This window comes from Sphingomonas sp. 28-62-20, from assembly GCF_002281505.1.
Map to the genome: position 1 here is coordinate 52,212 of NZ_NCGH01000005.1, position 19,421 is coordinate 71,632.

The following is a 19,421-nucleotide window of genomic DNA, read 5'->3' on the forward strand; positions in this document are numbered from 1 at the left end:
CCTGAGCCCCTGGCGTCGCCTTGCGCCAACCAAAGGCGATAATGCGGTCTATACCATGAAACAATCAGCTTTGTTGCGGTTGCTCTGGTCCCTGAGCGGGACGGAGCCGGGCAATGGCAGCGAGCACAGGGGCCGCCCATTCCGGCCGGCAGATCAGTAGATCGGGCAGCAACGGATCAATGCAGTTATAAACCAGCGGGCTACCATCAATTCGCGAGGCATGGAATCCGGCGGCCATCGCCACCGCCGCCGGTGCGCAATTGTCCCATTCATATTGGCCGCCATCGTGAAGATAGATTTCGGCGTCACCGGCCACCACCGCCATTGCCTTTGCCCCGGCTGATCCCATTGGCACCAGATTGGCACCGATCGCTTCGGCGACTAAAGTGGCGATTACGGGGGCCCGAGTCCGGCTGACGACCATGCGTGGACGCCCTGGTGGCAGCGCCGGCAGTGGGGCGGTATCGTCGGTGGCAAAAGTGCGGCCACAGGCGGGCAGGGCGACGGCACCGCTTGCTGGTACGCCATCTATCGCCAGGCCGATATGCACGGCCCAGTCATTCAACCGTTCCGAATATTCGCGCGTTCCGTCAAGCGGATCGATGATCCACACCCGCCGCGCCGCGCAGCGTGCACGATCATCAAGCGATTCTTCGGAAAGGATAAAGTCGTCCGGTCGGGCGGCGCGCAGCCGATCGATGATCAACAGGTTCGCCTCCCGATCACCGCGCTGCCCCAATTCGCGATCGGAACAGGTCGCCGTGGCGCGAATGTCGCGCAGCAAGGCGCCCGCTTCATCGGCAATTGACCGGGCGAGGGCCGCGTCGCTCACAGGTCGTAACTCCAGATTCCCACGACATGCTCGACGATACGCTGCGCTGCTGCTTCGGGACTTTCGTTGGTGGTGTCGATCCAGATGTCCGGGGATTCGGGCGGTTCATAGGGACTGGAAATGCCGGTAAAGCTTGGGATTTCGCCAGCACGGGCGCGCTTGTAGAGGCCTTTGACGTCGCGTGCTTCGGCGAGCTCGATCGGGGTGTCGACGAAAATCTCGACGAATTGGTCGGAGGACAGCATGCCGCGCACCATGTCGCGTTCGGCGCGGAAAGGCGAGATAAACGCGGTCAGCACAATCAGCCCGGCATCGGTCATCAGCTTTGCCACTTCGCCAACGCGCCGGATATTTTCAATCCGGTCGGCATCGCTAAAGCCCAAATCCTTGTTGAGTCCATGCCGGACATTGTCGCCATCAAGCAGGAAAGTGTGCTTGCCGAGCGCATGGAGCCTTTGTTCGACCAGATTGGCAATCGTCGATTTGCCCGATCCCGACAGCCCCGTGAACCACAGCACGCGCGGCTGCTGCCCCATTTGCGCGGCATGCGCCTCGCGACCGATCTCGATTGTTTGCCAATGGACATTTTTTGAACGCCGCAACGCGTGGCGGATCATGCCCGTCGCGACGGTGGCGTTGGTCGCGCGATCGATGATGATAAACCCCCCAAGCGCGGCGCCTGAGGCATAGGGCCCGAAAACGATCGGGCGGTCGGTATGGATGTCGGCGACACCAATATCGTTGAGGCCAAGGCTGCGCGCTGACAATTTGGCCAGGGTGTTGATATCAACGACATGGTCGGGCGCCTGAACCGTCACCCCAGCCGTTTGCGTGCCAAGCTTCAGGATATAGCCGCGACCCGGCAGCAACGGCGCTTCATCCATCCAAACGATCGTGGCGGAAAACTGGTCGGCGGCTTCGGGGGGCGAATCGGCAATGGCGATCACATCGCCGCGCGAACAATCGACCTCATCGCTCAATGTCAGCGTGACCGACTGGCCGGCCACCGCCTGTTGAAGATCGCCGTCCATCGTCACGATTCGGTCGATATGCGTGACCCGACCCGATGGAAGAACGCGAACTGGATCGCCTGGATGGACAATGCCCGCAGCGATCTGCCCGGCAAAACCCCGAAAATCGAGATTGGGGCGGTTAACCCATTGCACCGGCATGCGAAACGGCCCGGCCTGGGCCGCATCACTGGCGACATCGACGCTTTCGAGGTGCTCGATCAGCGTGGGGCCGGTGAACCAGTCCATGGCTTCTGAACGCGTCGCTACGTTGTCGCCGCGAAATCCTGAAATCGGAAGGGCGGTAAAGGCCTCTATCCCGATCGACGCAGCGAATGCCCGATATTCTGCGACGATCGTATCAAACACGCCCTGATCATAGCCGACCAGATCCATCTTGTTCACCGCCAGCACGATGTGGCGGATGCCGATCAGCTTGGCGAGGTAGCTGTGCCGCCGAGTCTGAGTCAGCACGCCTTTTCGCGCATCGATCAGGATGACTGCCAGGTCAGCGGTCGATGCGCCCGTGACCATGTTGCGGGTATATTGTTCATGGCCCGGTGTATCGGCGACGATGAATTTGCGCTTTTCGGTTGTGAAAAAGCGATAAGCAACGTCGATGGTGATGCCCTGTTCACGCTCGGCGGCGAGGCCATCGACGAGCAGGGCGAAATCAATCTCCTGCCCCTGGGTGCCAACCCGCTTGCTATCGGCTTCCAGCGCAGCAAGCTGATCCTCAAAGATCATCTTAGAATCGTACAGCAAACGCCCGATCAACGTGGACTTTCCGTCATCGACCGAACCGCAAGTGATGAAGCGCAGCAGCGATTTATGCTGGTGCAGCCGCAGATAGGCGTCGATATCCTCAGCGATCAGCAATTCGGTGGCATAAGCGGGAGCGGGGGCCATCAGAAATACCCCTCCTGCTTCTTCTTCTCCATGCTCGCGGCTTGATCGTGATCGATCACGCGGCCCTGGCGTTCGGAGGTGGTGGTCAGCAGCATTTCCTGGATCACATCGGACAGCGTCGTCGCGCGGCTTTCAACCGCTCCGCTCAAGGGGAAGCACCCCAATGTGCGGAAGCGTACCCAGCGTTCCTCAATATCGATCTTGCGACCAAGGACGCGCTCCATCCGGTCGACATCGTCGGCCATGAACAACTGGCCATCATGAATATAGGTCGGCCGGGGGGCGCTGAAATAGAGCGGGACGATTTCGATGTTTTCCAGCTGGATATATTGCCAGATGTCGAGTTCGGTCCAGTTGGAGATCGGGAAGACGCGCATGCTCTCCCCCTTGTTCTTGCGCGCATTATAGAGCTGCCAGAGTTCGGGCCGCTGGCTTTTGGGGTCCCAGCGCTGATGCGCAGAGCGGAAGCTGAAGATGCGTTCCTTGGCACGGCTCTTTTCCTCATCGCGCCGCGCACCACCAAAGGCCGCGTCGAAACCGTGGAGCGCCAGCGCCTGCTTTAACCCTTCGGTTTTCCACATATCAGTGTGGCGGCTGCCATGATCGAACGGGTTGATGCCCTGGGTGAGCGCTTCCGGGTTCTGGTGGACGATCAGGTGCATCCCTGCGTCCGCAGCGGCCTTTTCGCGCAGGTCATACATGGCGCGGAATTTCCAGGTCGTGTCGACATGCAGCAAAGGGAAGGGCGGCGGGGCGGGGAAAAACGCTTTGCGGGCAAGGTGCAGCATCACAGCTGAATCCTTGCCGACCGAATAGAGCATCACTGGCTTGTCCGCCTCAGCGACGACTTCGCGCATGATGTGAATGCTTTCGGCCTCAAGCCGTTGCAAATGGGTAAGCGGGGCGTTCATGGGCGCTGAGATAGCCTGCTGTCGGACAACTGCCACGAAGTTATCGTTGGCACCGCAAAAGTTGCTTCAATCCGCCTGTTGCCGCTCGATTGAATCAAGAATGCGGGCGCCCGCCATGAACACGGCGATCGGGCAGACGGAAAATAACAGCCAGCCGCCATAGCCGGGATATTGCTGCACATAATGGAGCCCCCGTTCGATTGCCCCTGTGCCAAGCCCATAAATGACGAGAAATGCCTCGAACTTGGTCTTGATCACAAACAGGCGGGCGATCTTGTGCAGCATGGCTTAGATTAAGCAAATAGCGGGCCATTCCGGGAAATGCGCGATTCCAGCTTTACGAAGATGGTAAACTGTCAATTAACCCGACAATGCCGACGGCATCGAGCAGGGCGATCCGGGCATTTTCGATATCAGCGATCAGCGCGGGGTTGCCGATCTCGTTGGGGTCTATCGTTTCCGGCCAATGACGCTCGATGACAGCCGCAAGCTGATCGAGCCGTTGATCATTGACCAAAAAGCGTGGGTCGACCGTCGCCGGATCGGCCACGACCCGCAGCCTTAGGCAGGCGGGGCCCCCGCCATTGGCCATTGATTCGCGGACATCGACAACCTTGAGCTGACGGATTGGGCCATTGCCCGCAATCATCAGCTGCAACCAGCCCCAGACGCGGGCGTTGCTGCGTGCTTCTTCGGGCAGGATCAGCGCCATGTCGCCGTCCGGCAAGGTTACCAATTGGGCGTTGAACAAATAGGATGAGATTGCATCGGCCAGGCTGACGGCGGCGGCCGGCACTTCGATAATCTGCGCCTCGGGCAATCGATCGGTGAGATCGGCGTAGAATCGTTCGCGATCGGCAAAGGCCAGTTCATGCGCGAACAATACCGGACCATTGGCGACGGCAACGACATCATTGTGGAATGCCCCGGCCGCAATCGCGGTTTCGGATTGTTCGACGAACAAGGTTCGGGCCGGGTCAAGGCGGTGAGCGCGGGCGACGGCTTCGCTGGCTTCGCGGCGCTGGCGAGCAGGGAACCCACCGCCTGCCGTGCCATAAACGAAAACCTCAATCCCCGGCGACGCATGCCCGTTCGCCATGCGCATATGGTTGGCGGCGCCCTCGTCACCAAACGGAGCGGGTACCGGGTCATGGACGGCAAATGCCGGGTTGGCAAAGGCAAGCCGCAACTGGGCAAGCGTGCCCGGCCATTCATGGCTGCGATGCGGCATCGTTACCAGATTGGCGACGCTTAGATGGCAGCGCCCGTCCTGGCTATCGGGCGCAGGAGAAACGGTGGCGGCATTGGCGGCCCACATTGCCGATGCGGATAGGGCCTGTGCTTTCAGGGCCGGCGTTGCCGTCGCATAGTCGGTCGACAATGCAGCAAGCCAGGCGTGATCTGGGCGGGCATGCGGCAGCAAAATGCCCTGGTTTAGGCCCAGTGCTAGGTTTGCACGCATCTTGGCGATGCCCTGCAGCGCCGCCTCGCGGGGGCGGGACGTCTTGCCGGCGTTGCTGGTCGCGGCGAGATTGCCGTGGCTGAGCCCGGCATAATTATGGCTGGGGCCAATCAGGCCATCAAAATTGATTTCGACAAGCATTATCCGCGCCTTACGAAGCTGATCATGGCGCCGCCGTCGATGGCGAGCGCCGCCGCTGAGGCGCGATCGATAGAGATACCCCCGTTCACCTCACGCACCTTGCCATAGCCGCAGCGGAAATCGGCAAGCGTGCCGGTCGCGATCAGCGCCGCTTCACCACCGTCGTCGTCGATCGCTGCAACGGCGGCAGCGCGGGCGTTGGCGATCGTCTTCACCTGGTCGGTGCGCGCGGTCATGGTCGGGCCACCATCGAAGATGTCGATGTAATTTTCGAATGCAAAGCCTTCATTTTCCAGCATTCTCATTGCCGCCCGACCGGACGGATGCGGCAGGCCGATCGCCGCCCGCGCGGTTTCCGACAGCATCGATACGTAAATCGGGTGCTTCGGGAACAGGTCGGCGATGAACTGGTGGCCATGGGTCGCGTTGAAATAATCAGCGTCCTGGAAATTCATGCCGAAGAACCGCCCCGCCAGCCCATCCCAAAAGGGCGAGCCACCGGCTTCATCGATGATCCCGCGCAACTCCGCCAATATGCGATCGGCAAAGCGCGCGCGGTGCTGGGCGATAAAGAGATAGCGGCTGCGCGCCAGCAACATCCCAAGCCCGCCCGCGCGTTCGCCCGGATGGAGGAACAACCCGCCGACCTCGCTGCAGCCCTCCAGATCGGTGGTGAGTGCCAGCATATCGGCGCGGAACGTGCGGTTCAGCTCTTTGCTCTGCTGGGTTAGCTGCCCGATCCGGTAGCTGTAGAAGGGGTATTTCTGCCCCACTCGCGTGAATATCTGGCAAGTACCGCGTACCTCCCCGGTTTGGACATTTTCGAGGATCAGGACGAAGAGATCATCGGTGATCGGTCCATCGGCGCGCGTGAACGCGTCGCGACTGCGCTCGAGCTTGCTCGTCAGCGCGGTTTTGTCGGGTGGCAGGTTGGTAAAGCCCCCGCCGGTCAGTTTGGCCATTTCATATAAATGCTGGAGATCGCTGTCGCGCGCGGCCCTAATGCGAAAGGTCACAAATGCCCCCGTTCAGCAATCCTGAAAATCGCAAGCGCCGACAAGGCAGCGCGTTCGGCGAGACTGTCCACCAGGAGAAATTCGTCCGCAGAATGGATCGCGCCGCCGCGTGCGCCCATCGTATCGACCACCGGCACGCCACAGGCGGCGATGTTGTTACCGTCGCAAACGCCGCCCGTTGCGCGCCAGCCAATATCCAGCCCCAGATCTGCGCCTGCAGCCTTGACCAGCGAAAACAGTTTGGCCGCACCAGGATCAATTGGCTTGGGCGGCCGATTGAAGCCGCCATGGACGACAATATTGACGTCATGATGGCGAGCGGCGTCGGCGACGACAGCATCAATATGCGCTTTGGCCCGCGAAATCTCATCACTTGATGCCGGACGAAAATTGACGCGCAGGATGGCAAGGTCAGGCACGACATTGTTCGGCCCGCCTCCATCGATCCGCGCGGGGTTGACCGAAAGCGTCGGGCTTCGCGCACGGGTGAGCTGGATCGCGATGTCTGCAGCGGCAACAACAGCGTTTCGGCCATCATCGGGATTGCGACCGGCATGGGCACTGCGCCCGCGAACGACAATTGAGAAATTGCCCGTCCCGCCGCGCGCGCCCGCCAGTGTGCCATCGGGCAGCGCAGGTTCGTAGGTGAGCGCGGCGATCTTGCTGCCTGCCAGCCGCTCGATCAGTTGGGCGGAGGATAACGAGCCTGTCTCCTCGTCCGAATTGATGAGCACATCATAGCCGATCCGGCTTGCCATCGGGCTTGCCTCGATCGCGATCAGCGCCGCGCGCATGATCGCCAGCCCGCTTTTCATGTCAGCAACGCCGGGGCCATTGATCGTCCCGTCGGGGCGATGGGCGATCGTCTGGAAAGGATGATCAACGGGAAACACCGTGTCCATGTGGCCCGTCAGCAAAATACGAACGGCAGCCTCTGGCCTGACGGACAAATGGAGGTGTTGGCCGTGGTCGATGGCGGTGATTGTGCCATCGCTCCCAACGGTATCCACCCCCGGTGCGTCGATCAGCGTTAGTTCCCCCGGCAGGACCGAAAACGCATCGGCCAGTTCGCCCGCCACCGCTGCCAACCCCTTCAGGTTGCGTGTGCCAGAGTTGATGGCCGCCCAGCGCTCAACCTGGGCCAGCAATGGTTGATCGGCGGCACCCTCAATCAGGCGGTGTTCGGGGGAGGTCAGCGCGGTCATGACGCTTGATAGCGGCTAGAACGGACTTGCTCCACCCAATTGCATCGCTTCGATGACAGCGACATGATGTACCTGATTCTAGGGGGAAGCGTGAAACATGTCTCGGCAACAGCAATTAGCGAACAGGTCGCTGATGTACCCCCTGATCGGCATTGCCCCGCTCGGTCCTGTACCCGAACGGCCGGTTTGGCAGCATTGGGAGGCGCTTCATCGCCTGTTTCCGACCTGGCGGTTTGTGGCATCGATGTTGTGGACGTTCTCCCGCCCGCAGGCTGGGTTCGATGGGTTGCGACGGATGCGGATGAGCCCGCGTGTTGTCCGGGCATTTGCCCTGCTCGACCAGCTCGATACGCAGATGATTGACGATTTGCTTGCGCTGGCACGAACCAATGCCGAGCGACAAGGCTATCTCGCTCGGACGATTTTGTTCGCCTATGTCTCGATCCCGTTTTCGGTGGGGGCCCTAGTCGCGCAGGTCGCGCCATTGGCGACTCAGCAGGTGTTGCTCAGCTATGCACCAGCTTGGGGGGGCGGGTTGGCGGGCGCGGGCGTAGCGGTTGTCGGCCGCCTGATCCTCGATGCACAGGCGCGCCAGTTTGTTGCAATCCTGGAAATGGCACGGATCGAGCGCGGCGCGCCTGCTTGACGCGATTGGGGCCACCCGGCAGGGAGCGGCCAGTCGTCGCGTAACGGACAAGCAGCATCTCCATGGCCTATGACATTGCAAAATTTCTGCACATTACCGGTATCGTCATGCTGATGGGCAACATCACGGCGACCGCCTTTTGGAAGGTTTTCGCCGATCGCACGCATGATCCGCGGATCATCGGCTTTGCACAGCGGCTGGTAACGATCACCGATTGGAGTCTGACATTGTGGGGAATCATCCTGACGATGGCGGGTGGCTATGCGGCGGCGATCATCGCTGGCCTCGACTTGTTCGGGACGAAGTGGCTGTTGTGGAGCCAGATTTTGTTCGTGATTGGCGGCATGATCTGGCTGATCATTCTGCTGCCGATCCAGATCCGGCAGCACAAGGTGGCGAAGACTTTTGCCCAGGGCGGTGAGATACCGGAATCCTATCGGCGTGACAGCCTGAACTGGATCATCTGGGGGCTGATCGGCACGGTGCCGCTGGTTGCCGCCGTCTGGCTGATGGTCGCCAAGCCCTATTGAGGCAGATGGTCAGCCAGCGCCGCAAAAACATCCTGATAGAGCTTGCGCTTAAAGGGCACTGCCAGGGCGATGACCTCGTCACGTGTTGACCAGCGCCAGGCGCTGAATTCCTGATGCGCCGTCGCGATATCGATATCATTATCGTCGCCGGTCAACCGGTACAGGAACCAGCGCTGCCGCTGGCCGCGCCATTTGCCCTTCCAAACCTTGCCGATCAGGTCATCGGGCAGATCATAGTAAAATTCGCCGGGCGCGACCGCGATCAGCGTGACCTTGTCGGCGGCAATCCCGGTTTCTTCACCCAGTTCACGCAAGGCTGCCGCCTCTGCGTCTTCGCCATCGTCAATGCCGCCCTGCGGCAATTGCCACGCCTCGGCAGTGCTATCGATCCGTTGGCCAACGAAGATCAGGCCTGCGGCATTGACGATGATGATTCCGGCGCAGGGCCGATAGGGGAGGTCGCTCATGCTTGCGCAGCTACCGCCTCGGCGATGATGCCTTTCAGCACGGCAAGGGCGCCATCCACCTCGATCTGGGCCGACGGGATGGCTTTGCGCAGCGTGACGAAACCATGGATATTGCCAACTGCCTCGCGGTACGCGGTCGGGATGCCCTGCGCGATCAGCGCCGCTGCATAGGCACGGCCCTGATCACGCAACGGATCGAGACCAGCGGTAATTACCAGCGTTGGCGGCATGTCGTGGTGCGCGCCGTGCAGCGGTGCGCTGCGCCAGTCACCGGGGGTGGCGGCATAGGCCTCATCAAACCATTTCATGCCGTCCTTGGTGAGCAGTCGACCTTCACCGAACATTTCGTACGAGCCATGCGCATCGGCGCGATCGACCGTCGGATAGATTGGAAATTGGGCGATCACTGGCACGTGCGCAGGTCCATCGCGCAGCGCCATGGCGGTCACGATCGTTAGGTTCCCACCGGCACTGTCGCCTGACAGCACCAGGCCGGTGACGCTCAGCCCAAGCTCGGCAGGGCTGCTGGCGACCCAGCGCGCGGCGGCCTCGCAATCATCTGTCGCTGCAGGGAAAGGGTGTTCGGGGGCGAGGCGATAATCAACGGCGATCACCGGCAGATCAAGCTGACGCGCCATTTCCGCGCAAATGCCAGCATGGGTGTCAAGATCGCCAATCACAAAGCCGCCGCCATGGAAAAAGACCAATGCCGGTCCAGCGGACCGATCGGCGCGGGCGTCGAACAGGCGCAGTGGGATTGGCCCGGCGGCGCCGGGCGCGGTCAAGTCGCGCATCACCGCCAATTCGCCGATTGGCAGATCAGCAGCATCCTTGCTGGCGACATAGATCGCCCGTGCCGCCGCCGGGGGAAGCTCATGAGTCTTGGGCCCGGGCAGGGCATTCAGAAAGGCCAGAAATTGCGCAACATCGGGGCGGGTGTAGTGTTCGGACATTCAATCTCTCCTGAAACCATGGCGCGCAGGCCTTTCTGGCTCTACCTAGGCGGCGTGTTCGCTGTCGTCCATCACCCCGATTATGTCGCCCCGGCAACCGCGCGTAGCGGCTATCAATGGAACAAGAATGGGCTGGTCCATGATCTGCTGGCCTATGGCAGCGACGCGATCGACTGGCATGTTCCCGAACCGATGCCAATTGCGCATATTGAGGCGGTCCATGATGCGGACTATGTTGCGGAAGTCGTTGCGGCGCGGGTGCCACCGCACAAGGAGCGCCGCATCGGCTTTGCCGTCACCCCGCTGGTCGCCCGTCGGGCGCAGCTTGTACCTGGCGGGACGTGGCTGGCCGCTTTGCTTGCCCTTCAACGGGGATTTGCGGCCAATAATGCCGGCGGGAGCCACCACGCGCTAGCCGATTGCGGCGCAGGATTTTGCGTGTTCAACGATCTGGCCATCGTTGCTGTCCGGTTGATTGACGAAGGTCGTGTGTCGCGGGTGCTAATCGTCGATTGCGACGTCCATCAGGGGGATGGCACGGCGGCGCTTACGGCGGGTAGACCCGGTATCGCCACCTATTCAATCCATGCGGAAAAGAATTTCCCGGCCCGCAAAGCACGGTCGACCGTCGATGTCGGCCTGGCGGACGGGGTGGGGGATGAGGGCTATCTGGCGATACTCAGCGAGACGCTGGTGCCAATGATCGACCAATTCACGCCCGATCTAATCCTCTATCAAGCAGGCGTCGATCCTTTCGAGGGTGACCGACTGGGCCGGTTAAAGCTCAGTGCCGCTGGGCTTTTGCAGCGCGAGCGATTCATCGCTGGGCTCGCGATCGATCGCGCTGTGCCGCTGGCAAGCACGCTTGGCGGTGGCTATGGCCTTGATGCAATGGAAGTTGCGCGTCGCCATGTCGCATCGATGTTGGCGCTCGGCACGACGTTTACCGAGCGGCCAGTGCCTCGTCGCCAACCTAGGATGACCCAGGCATGACCGCACTGACAATATTGTGGTTCCGCCGCGATCTGCGGCTCGCCGATCACGCGGCACTTATTGCCGCAGCGGCGGAGGGACCGGTTGTGCCGGTTTATGTCCTTGATGACGAAACGCCGCGCCATCGGCGAATGGGCGGCGCGTCACGCTGGTGGCTGCATCATAGCCTTACGGCGCTCGACATGGCGCTGCGGGAACAAGGATCGCAGCTAATCCTGCGGCGCGGGCGTTGCGAGGATGTGCTGTGCGCACTCGCCGCGGAAACGGGGAGCGTGCGCGTGCATGCGCTGCAACACTATGAACCGTGGTGGCGCAATGCGCAGAAGGCGGTGGCCAAGCGGCTTGATCTGGTCCTGCATGACGGCAATTATTTGGCCCCGCCCGGATCGATTGCGACGGGCAGTGGCGGCCAATACAAGATTTTCACGCCCTTTTGGCGTGCGCTGCAAGCAAGAATGCCGCCACGCCTACCGAGCGCCACGCCGGAGCGCATTGCTGGCCCAGCGGAATGGCCGGAAAGCGACAATCTGCGTGAGTGGAATTTACTGCCGACCAAACCCAATTGGGCAATGGGGATGGCGGCGGCTTGGACTCCGGGCGAGACGGGCGCGCTCAAGCGTCTGGCGGCGTTTGATCCGATCGTTGCGGCCTATGCCGAGCAGCGCAATCTGCCCTCTATTGTCGGCACCTCATTGCTTTCGCCGCATCTCCATTTCGGCGAGGTGTCGCCCGCCACGCTTTGGCATCGCTTTGCCGGGGCCGGGGGATCGGTCGACACGTTCTTAAGCGAGCTTGGCTGGCGCGATTATGCCCAGAATGTGATCCTGCAATTCCCCGAATATGGTGCCGCCAATGCGCGCCCGGCCTTTGATGCGCTGGCCTGGCGGGAAGGACCAGCGGCAGAAGCCGATCTCCTGGCCTGGCAACAGGGGCGCACGGGCTATCCGATTGTCGATGCCGGGATGCGCCAGCTTTGGGAAACGGGGTGGATGCATAACCGCGTTCGGATGATCGCTGCCTCTTTCCTCGTCAAACATCTGTTGATCGATTGGCGGCGTGGCGAGCAATGGTTTTGGGATACGCTGGTCGATGCCGATTATGGCAGCAATGCCGTCAACTGGCAGTGGACTTCGGGCACCGGCATCGATTCGAATATGTTCGTGCGGATCATGGCGCCGCTTTCCCAATCAGAGAAATTTGGTGCTGAGGATTACATCCGTCGCTGGGTGCCCGAATTGGCCAGACTGAGCGACGGGGTGATCCATGATCCGGAAGCTGCTGGGTGCCGGCCTGCAGCCTATCCGCCCAAGCGCATTGGCCACCGAGAAGCGCGTGAAAGGGCGCTCAACGCCGTCAAATCTATCTAACAGAAACTGTGAGGGCTAGCCCTCAATTCGTTCAAAATGCCCGGTTTCGAAATCCTCTGCAAGCAACGCGGTGATCCGCGCGGCAACCACGGCTGGATCCTTGACCGATGCCGGATTTTCGCCCGGATAGGCACGCGCGCGCATGGTCGTGCGGGTCGCGCCGGGATCGATCAGAGCGGTGCGGATTGGGCTGATATTGACCATTTCCTGGCCATAGCTGGTGACAATAGCCTCAAATGCTGCCTTGGAGGCAGCATATTCGCCCCAATAAGCCCGGTGATCGCGGGCAACCGAGCTGGTCAGCCCGATCACCCGGCCGTGCGCTGATTTGCGCAGCATCGGGTTGAACGCGGTGAGCAAGGCGACCTGTGCGCTGACATTGAGCGTCAATATCTGCGCCAGCTCCTTGGGATCAATTTCAGGCACCGGGCTGAGCGTGCCCAAGGCCGCCGCACTGAGGACCAAAATATCGAGCTTTTCCCATCGGCCTGCCAAGGCCGTCGCAAGCCGGGCGATGCTGTCATTCTCGGTCAGATTTAGCGGCGCGATCGTCGCCGTGCCGCCGCTGGCATAAATGGCCTCCTCAACCTCTTCGAGCCCACCGGTGGTGCGCGCGGTGAGCACGACATGCGCGCCGGCTGCCGCAAGCGCCTTGGCGGTTGCTGCACCAATGCCGCGGCTTGCGCCTGTCACCAGGGCAATTTGCGAAGCGAGGGGCTTGTCGGTCACGGCGATACTCCAGTCGCCCCCAAGTCATGTGGCGGGGCGGGGTGCTGATAGACGAGGGGGCAGAGAAGGGGGCTAGATCACCCGTTCGGCAAGCATCGCGAACTGATCGACCGTCTCGCATTCGTCCTGGTCGGTCAATGTCGTCGGATAGTCGCCAGTGAAACAGGCGTCACAATGGCTGGGGCGCGTGTCGGATCGCTTGGGCTGGCCAAGCGCCTTGTAGAGCCCGTCGATCGAGACAAAGGCCAGGCTGTCGGCATGAATGAAATCAGTCATCCCGCCAACATCGAGTTGGGCCGCCAGCAGTTTTGCTCGTTCGGGCGTATCGACGCCGTAAAAGCAGCTATGCCGGGTTGGCGGACTGGCGATGCGCATATGCACCTCGGCGGCACCGGCTTCGCGCATCATTTGCACAATCTTCAGGCTGGTGGTGCCGCGCACGATCGAATCGTCGATGAGGACGATTTTCTTGCCGCGAATCAGCGCGCGATTGGCGTTATGCTTCAGCTTGACGCCAAGGTGGCGGACCTTGTCGCCAGGCTGAATGAAGGTGCGGCCGACATAATGCGACCGGATGATGCCGAGTTCGAACGGGATGCCCGATTGCTGAGCGTACCCGATCGCCGCCGGCGTGCCCGAATCGGGCACCGGGATGACCAGATCAGCCTCGACCGGGCTTTCAATTGCCAGTTGCGCGCCAATCGCCTTGCGCACCGAATAAACCGAGCGATCGTCCGCAATCGAATCGGGGCGTGAGAAATAGACATATTCAAAGATGCACGGTCGCGCCGCGACCGGCGGGAACGGCCGAATCGAGCGCACTTCGGTACCCTGGACGATGACCAGTTCGCCGGGATCGATCGCGCGTTCAAAGGTCGCGCCCACCACATCGAGCGCGACGGTTTCGGACGCAAAGATCACCGCTTCGCCCAATCGACCCATCACCAGTGGCCTGAAGCCGAGCGGATCGCGACAGGCAATCATCCCCTCCGGCGTCATGACGATGAGCGAATAGGCCCCTTCGACCTGCTTCAGCGCATCAATGAATTTGTCGAGCAGGGTGCGATAATTGGAGGTCGCGACAAGATGGATGATCACCTCGGTATCCGAGGTCGATTGGAAGATCGATCCGCGCCGGACCAGCTCGCGCCGCAGCCGCATCGCATTGGAAATATTGCCGTTATGCGAAATGGCGAAGCCACCACTCGCCAGATCGGCATAGAGCGGCTGGATGTTGCGCAATGCCGTCTCGCCGGTCGTCGAATAACGGACATGCCCGCACGCCACCGTACCGACGAGCGCGCGAATCACGTCGTCGCGATCGAAGTTGCCCGCGACATGTCCCATCGCGCGATGGGTGTGGAATTCACGCCCGTCAAAGCTGGTGACGCCGGCCGCTTCCTGCCCGCGATGCTGCAAAGCATGGAGACCAAGCGCGACCAAAGCCGCCGCTTCGCCATCGGTGCCGGAGACGCCAAAGATGCCGCATTCCTCACGCAGCTTGTCATCTTCGAATGGATTTGTGGTCAGCATGCTAGCCCATTGGTTGCGCCGAGCCCGCCATATAGGGATGCGAATTGGGTTTGTCGCGCATTTGTCATCATTGATCGCGACGGTTCGTCGATAAATATGGGGGAGCGCCGCCGATGCGCTAAAGAACCCCCATGACCGACTCGCGAGAAACCGGCCTGGTGCTGGACCCAAAATATGATTCTGCAGGCCTCATCACCGCGGTGGTGACTGATCGGTCGTCTGGCGATTTGCTGATGGTCGCGCATATGACGGCCGAAGCGCTCGCCGCCACCCGTACGAGTGGAGAGGCGGTGTTCTGGTCGCGCAGCCGCCAAAGCTTGTGGAAAAAGGGCGAAACCAGCGGTAATATATTGAAAGTTCGTGAGATTCGAATCGATTGCGATCAGGATGCTGTCTGGTTGATCGTAGATCCTACCGGCCCTGCTTGCCATACCGGTGCGCCAAACTGCTTTTATCGCCGGGTTGAGGGCGATAGCCTGGTGCCGATCCGATGAGGGCTGCGCTGGCCGTTCTGCTGGCGCTGGGCCTTGCGGGGTGTTCGGGCGAGTCAAAGCCGCCATCGCCCCAGCCCCGGCCAAGTGCCGCGCCCGATCTGGAAAGCGCTGCGATAGCGGCCGGTGTCATCGCTGATCCGGCCAATACCGATATTACCGGGCTTTATGCCCGTGATACCGACCGAATTTGTGTTGTGCCTGATCAGCTTAACTACCGGATCGGCGCTTTTGTCGATTATGGCGATCAGCAGAGCTGCAGCGGTTCGGGAACGGTAACGCGGGTGGGCGAGGCATTGCACATCAATTTTGCCGGCGCGGCGGGCTGCGATTTCGATGCCCGATTCGAAGGGGATCGAATCGTCTTTCCAGGCCGTCTGCCACAGGCTTGCGAGAAATTATGCGCTCGCCGCGCCTCTTTTGCCGCGCTTGACGTCCGGCGGTTGAGCGAATCGGTGTCCGAGGCATCGACGCTGCGTAACCCGAAGGGCAAATTGCTCTGCACGCCGGGCGGTTGAGCGCCGCAGGTGATTGACGTTCACGTAAACGGGAAGTAATTTCCGCGCATGACGAACTTACCCGCCTATGCCCCAATCGAACCGTTGCCCGATCGGCATCGCTTTTCGATTTCGGATTTGTCGGCTGAATTTGGCGTTACCGCGCGCGCGCTCCGTTTCTATGAGGATGAAGGGCTGATCGCCCCCGAACGCCGCGGCACCGTGCGGATCTATTCGCCGCGCGATCGCGCCCGGCTTGCCTGGATTCTGCGCGGCAAGCGGGTGGGGTTCAGCCTGGCCGAGATTCGCGAGATGATCGATCTTTACGATATTGGCGATGGCCGACGCGCGCAGCGTGAGGTCACAATTGCGCGTTGCCGCGACCGGATTGCCCTGCTGTCCGCCCAGAAAAACGATATTGATGCCGCGATCGAAGAATTGACGCACTTCATTGCCGTGATCGAACCCGGGCTCGCTTAAATCGGGCCGCGTAACCAGAAGGACTGACCATGCCGAAATACACCCCGCCGGTGCGCGATACGCGCTTCATTCTGGAGCATGTTGTCGGACTCGATCGCTACGCCAATCTGCCGGGCTTTCAGAACGCTACCCCTGATGTGGTCGATGCGGTGCTGGAGGAAGGCGGCAAGTTCGTTGCCGAGGTGCTGTTCCCGATCAACCAATCGGGCGATCAAGAGGGCTGCACCCGCCATCCCGATGGCAGTGTGACGACGCCAAAGGGGTTCAAAGAGGCTTATGCTGCTTTTGTCGAATCGGGCTGGTCGACGCTCGGCGCGCCAGAGGAATTTGGCGGCCAGGCAATGCCGCACGTCGTTTCGTCGGCGTTTGAGGAGTATATGATGTCGGCCAACATGGCCTTTGCCATGTATCCCGGCCTCACCCACGGCGCGATTGCTTCACTGCTCGTCAAGGGCAGCCCCGAGCAGAAGGCGAAATACGTCCCCAAAATGGTGTCGGGCGAATGGGGCGGGACGATGAACCTGACCGAGCCGCAATGTGGCACCGATCTCGGCCTGATCCGCACGCGCGCTGAACCAGCGGCGGATGGCAGCTGGTTAATAACCGGTACCAAGATCTTCATCTCGTCGGGCGAGCATGACCTGACCGAGAACATCATCCACCTGGTGCTGGCAAAGACGCCCGGCGCGCCGGAGAGTTCGAAGGGCATTTCACTGTTCGTTGTGCCCAAGTTCCTCGTCAACGACGATGGAACGCTTGGTGCGCGCAACGCCGTTTCGTGCGGGTCGATCGAGCACAAGATGGGCATTCACGCCAATTCGACTTGTGTGATGAACTATGACGGTGCAGCGGGCTGGCTGGTCGGCGACGAGATGAAGGGGCTGGCGGCCATGTTCATCATGATGAACGCGGCGCGGTTAGGCGTTGGTATGCAGGGACTGGGCGTCGCCGAGACCGCGTACCAGAATGCCGTGCAATATGCGCATGACCGCCGACAGGGCCGTGCGCTGACGGGGGCCGCTGAGCCGACCGAAAAGGCCGACACGCTGTTCGTTCACCCCGATGTCCGCCGGATGTTGATGGATGCGAAGGCGCTGACCGAAGGCCTGCGCGCTTTGTGCCTGTGGGGCGCGCTGCAAGTCGACCTCACTCATTTCGCGCAGACCGAGGAGGAGCGCCAGCTTGCGGATGATCTGATCGGGCTGCTGACCCCGGTCATCAAGGGCTATGGCACCGACAAGGGCTATGAGATCGCGACCAATGCCCAGCAGGTTTATGGCGGGCATGGCTACATTGCCGAATGGGGCATGGAGCAATATGTCCGCGATGCCCGGATCGCGATGATCTATGAAGGCACCAATGGCGTGCAGGCGATGGATCTGGTCGGCCGCAAGCTTGCCACCAATGGCGGCCGCGCGGTGCAGACGCTGTTCAAGATGCTTGGCGAAGAAATCGCGGTGGCAAAGCAGGATGCCTCGTTGGCTGACTTCGCGACCCGGCTTGAGCGCGCGACCAACGATCTCCAGGCATCAACTCTGTGGTTCGTCCAAAATGGCATCGCCAACCCAAATAATGTCGGTGCTGGCGCGCATAGCTATATGCATTTGATGGGGATCGTCGCGCTCGGCCTGATGTGGCTGCGCATGGCGACAGCCGCGACCAAGGCGCTGGCCGATGGCAAGGGCGACAAGGCGTTCCTTGAAGCCAAGCTGGTGACCGCGCGATATTTTGCCGAACGTATTTTGCCGGACGCTGGCGCGCTACGCCGCAAGATCGAGGGCGGGGCAGAAGCGATTATGGCATTGTCGCCTGAAATGTTCGAAGCGGCCTGATAGGCAGCGACACCGCCGGCGTTAGGGCGTCGGCGGTGTTGGCACAGGTTTCTGGGGCGGGATTGCGCTGGCCTCAGGCAAAGGGTTTGCCGCAGAAGCGCGGGTTATTTTTTCACCAACCGGGCTAGGCGTTACGGGCCCTTTGCTTTCCCGGTCAGCCAGTTGAGCACCGGGAACAAATGTCTGAACCTTCATGCATTGCTTGCGATCGGCGCGGGGGAATTGATCGCAATTCCACAGCGCCTTTTCAAAGCCACGTGACCGGTCGCGCAAATAGCTGAACGCCATCGTCGCTACTTGCGATGGATCAAGCGGCAATGCGGTTGGTAATGCGTAGCGCTCTGCCCAGACCATGTATTTGCAATAGGGGCGGTCACCGCAGCCGGCTTCGGCAAGGCGGGGAAGGCCTTCCGGATCGGCGTCTCGGTCGATCGTCACTAGAAAGGCATTGTCGTCACCCGCGATGGGGCCGGGCCCGGCATAGGCAGCAGCCAAGAGCGCGGCCAAGCGCTCTGCCCGTGTCGCCGCCAATTGACTAGCAAACGGATAAAGGCCGATTGAATGCACGGGTGAAAAGCGCGCAAGCTGGCCGATAGCCGGTTCTTCGCTGGCAATCTGGCGATTAAATGCGGGTGGCGTGCCCCACCAACCCGTCCACCGGAAGAACAGGTGCGTACCGACAGCGCTCACCTTATCCAGACTGGCGCTCCAATAGGGCACAACCCAATCGGTGTGATAATGGGTGGCATAGCCGACCTTGGCAAATACCTTGCCGCTTAATGCCTCTCTCGCCACAGCGCGGGCGCGGTCCCAGGCGGCATCATTCCAGCTATGCCGGATTAAGGCGCCGTCGCACGCAAAAGTAAATTGGCAGCCGGTCCGCCGTTCCGATCCCTGAAAGACCACGCCGCAAATCGTCTTTGGAAAGGCAGGGTGGCGCACGCGATTGAGCACAACCTGGGCAACAGCGCGCTGCCCGATCGGGTCATCGCCAGCCTCATACAGAACCGCCGTCGCCAAGCAATCGATCGCGCGAAGCGATCCGAGCGGCGCGTCGGTCAGTCGAAATGGCTTGGCGGCGGGCACCGGCGCTGCCGTAAACGGGACCGTTGCATTGATGGCGCGGGCATCATCGGGCGTGATCGCCGCCAAACTGACGGGTTCGACCGGGGGCATCACCGCCTTTGGGATGACCGGGAGCACCGCCGGCGTCAAAACGCGGGCGTGCTTTGGGGGCGCGATCGATGAAATGATCGCGGTCGGCACCGCAATTGCCAATGTCGCAATCACCGCCAGCGTGATGCCCATTACCCGTCCGGGACGACCGAACAGGCGCTGGTTTAGCGAACCCCGACTATCTGCTGGGGCGGGAGAAAAGGCAGGTGACATCAGCATCAAAAGGGCCCGAACGACATTT

General features: G+C 61.2%; 20 protein-coding genes. 8 read left to right on the top strand and 12 right to left on the bottom strand.

Annotated elements, in window-relative coordinates:
- Positions 1-64: 64 nt before the first annotated feature.
- From B7Y43_RS05135 to B7Y43_RS05165, 7 genes are read right to left on the bottom strand one after another with little or no spacing between them, the layout of a single operon-like run.
- Entirely contained in the window at positions 65-832 is a 768-nt protein-coding gene (locus B7Y43_RS05135; RefSeq protein WP_374130548.1) for a 3'(2'),5'-bisphosphate nucleotidase CysQ, read from the bottom strand.
- Positions 829-2,751 carry a bifunctional sulfate adenylyltransferase subunit 1/adenylyl-sulfate kinase gene (gene cysN / locus B7Y43_RS05140; RefSeq protein WP_374130549.1) on the bottom strand — a complete coding sequence of 641 codons (1,923 nt, stop codon included), beginning with the start codon at positions 2,749-2,751 and terminating at the stop codon, positions 829-831. Before cysN ends, B7Y43_RS05135 begins: the two co-directional genes overlap by 4 nt.
- Positions 2,751-3,674, bottom strand: a complete 924-nt coding sequence (gene cysD, locus B7Y43_RS05145) for a sulfate adenylyltransferase subunit CysD (protein WP_374130636.1) — start codon at positions 3,672-3,674, stop codon at positions 2,751-2,753. The genes cysN and cysD overlap by 1 nt, the downstream gene beginning before the upstream one ends.
- A 54-nt stretch (positions 3,675-3,728) precedes the next feature.
- Positions 3,729-3,947 carry a hypothetical protein gene (locus B7Y43_RS05150; protein ID WP_374130550.1) on the bottom strand — a complete coding sequence of 73 codons (219 nt, stop codon included), beginning with the start codon at positions 3,945-3,947 and terminating at the stop codon, positions 3,729-3,731.
- 52 nt (positions 3,948-3,999) lie between these two features.
- Positions 4,000-5,265: an N-succinylarginine dihydrolase gene (locus tag B7Y43_RS05155; RefSeq protein ID WP_374130551.1), complete on the bottom strand. Its 1,266-nt coding sequence runs from the start codon at positions 5,263-5,265 to the stop codon at positions 4,000-4,002.
- Positions 5,265-6,281 (bottom strand): arginine N-succinyltransferase, encoded by a 1,017-nt coding sequence (locus tag B7Y43_RS05160; RefSeq protein ID WP_374130552.1) that lies wholly within the window; start codon positions 6,279-6,281, stop codon positions 5,265-5,267. Before B7Y43_RS05160 ends, B7Y43_RS05155 begins: the two co-directional genes overlap by 1 nt.
- Entirely contained in the window at positions 6,278-7,486 is a 1,209-nt protein-coding gene (locus B7Y43_RS05165) for a hydrolase (RefSeq protein ID WP_374130553.1), read from the bottom strand. Before B7Y43_RS05165 ends, B7Y43_RS05160 begins: the two co-directional genes overlap by 4 nt.
- 133 nt (positions 7,487-7,619) lie before the next feature.
- Between B7Y43_RS05165 and B7Y43_RS05170 the strand changes: the two genes are divergently transcribed.
- Both B7Y43_RS05170 and B7Y43_RS05175 read left to right on the top strand, forming a co-directional pair.
- The gene (locus B7Y43_RS05170) at positions 7,620-8,132 is read left to right on the top strand and encodes a hypothetical protein (protein ID WP_374130554.1); all 513 of its coding nucleotides are present in this window, start codon (positions 7,620-7,622) and stop codon (positions 8,130-8,132) included.
- Positions 8,133-8,194: 62 nt separating this feature from the next.
- A complete protein-coding gene (locus B7Y43_RS05175; protein ID WP_374130555.1) occupies positions 8,195-8,662 on the top strand; it encodes a DUF2269 family protein in 468 nt (155 codons plus the stop codon).
- On the opposite strand, the gene B7Y43_RS05180 is transcribed toward B7Y43_RS05175, so the two are convergent.
- Both B7Y43_RS05180 and B7Y43_RS05185 read right to left on the bottom strand, forming a co-directional pair.
- On the bottom strand, positions 8,656-9,129 hold the full coding sequence (locus B7Y43_RS05180; protein ID WP_374130556.1) for an RNA pyrophosphohydrolase: 474 nt from the start codon (positions 9,127-9,129) through the stop codon (positions 8,656-8,658). The genes B7Y43_RS05175 and B7Y43_RS05180 overlap by 7 nt on opposite strands.
- On the bottom strand, positions 9,126-10,082 hold the full coding sequence (locus tag B7Y43_RS05185; RefSeq protein ID WP_374130557.1) for an alpha/beta hydrolase: 957 nt from the start codon (positions 10,080-10,082) through the stop codon (positions 9,126-9,128). Before B7Y43_RS05185 ends, B7Y43_RS05180 begins: the two co-directional genes overlap by 4 nt.
- A 54-nt stretch (positions 10,083-10,136) precedes the next feature.
- Between B7Y43_RS05185 and B7Y43_RS05190 the strand changes: the two genes are divergently transcribed.
- Both B7Y43_RS05190 and B7Y43_RS05195 read left to right on the top strand, forming a co-directional pair.
- Positions 10,137-11,075, top strand: a complete 939-nt coding sequence (locus B7Y43_RS05190) for a histone deacetylase (RefSeq protein ID WP_374130637.1) — start codon at positions 10,137-10,139, stop codon at positions 11,073-11,075.
- A complete protein-coding gene (locus tag B7Y43_RS05195; protein WP_374130558.1) occupies positions 11,072-12,442 on the top strand; it encodes a deoxyribodipyrimidine photo-lyase in 1,371 nt (456 codons plus the stop codon). Before B7Y43_RS05190 ends, B7Y43_RS05195 begins: the two co-directional genes overlap by 4 nt.
- A gap of 15 nt (positions 12,443-12,457) precedes the next feature.
- Here B7Y43_RS05195 and B7Y43_RS05200 read toward each other — a convergent pair whose 3' ends face one another.
- Both B7Y43_RS05200 and purF read right to left on the bottom strand, forming a co-directional pair.
- Positions 12,458-13,171, bottom strand: a complete 714-nt coding sequence (locus tag B7Y43_RS05200) for an SDR family NAD(P)-dependent oxidoreductase (RefSeq protein ID WP_374130559.1) — start codon at positions 13,169-13,171, stop codon at positions 12,458-12,460.
- Positions 13,172-13,243: 72 nt separating this feature from the next.
- On the bottom strand, positions 13,244-14,704 hold the full coding sequence (gene purF / locus B7Y43_RS05205) for an amidophosphoribosyltransferase (protein ID WP_374130560.1): 1,461 nt from the start codon (positions 14,702-14,704) through the stop codon (positions 13,244-13,246).
- 131 nt (positions 14,705-14,835) lie between these two features.
- On the opposite strand from purF, the gene hisI reads away from it, so the two are divergent.
- The 4 genes from hisI to B7Y43_RS05225 are packed head-to-tail and all read left to right on the top strand — an operon-like array spanning position 14,836 to position 18,004.
- On the top strand, positions 14,836-15,198 hold the full coding sequence (hisI, locus tag B7Y43_RS05210; RefSeq protein ID WP_374130561.1) for a phosphoribosyl-AMP cyclohydrolase: 363 nt from the start codon (positions 14,836-14,838) through the stop codon (positions 15,196-15,198).
- Positions 15,195-15,713, top strand: a complete 519-nt coding sequence (locus B7Y43_RS05215; RefSeq protein ID WP_374130562.1) for a hypothetical protein — start codon at positions 15,195-15,197, stop codon at positions 15,711-15,713. The genes hisI and B7Y43_RS05215 overlap by 4 nt, the downstream gene beginning before the upstream one ends.
- A gap of 48 nt (positions 15,714-15,761) precedes the next feature.
- On the top strand, positions 15,762-16,172 hold the full coding sequence (locus B7Y43_RS05220; RefSeq protein ID WP_374130563.1) for a MerR family DNA-binding transcriptional regulator: 411 nt from the start codon (positions 15,762-15,764) through the stop codon (positions 16,170-16,172).
- A gap of 29 nt (positions 16,173-16,201) precedes the next feature.
- Positions 16,202-18,004, top strand: coding sequence for an acyl-CoA dehydrogenase C-terminal domain-containing protein (locus tag B7Y43_RS05225; protein WP_374130564.1), 1,803 nt, complete (start codon positions 16,202-16,204; stop codon positions 18,002-18,004).
- A 21-nt stretch (positions 18,005-18,025) separates the two neighbouring features.
- Here the strand turns inward: B7Y43_RS05225 and B7Y43_RS05230 are convergent, their stop codons facing one another.
- Positions 18,026-19,312: a cell wall hydrolase gene (locus B7Y43_RS05230; protein ID WP_374130565.1), complete on the bottom strand. Its 1,287-nt coding sequence runs from the start codon at positions 19,310-19,312 to the stop codon at positions 18,026-18,028.
- Between the last annotated feature and the right edge of the window lie 109 nt (positions 19,313-19,421).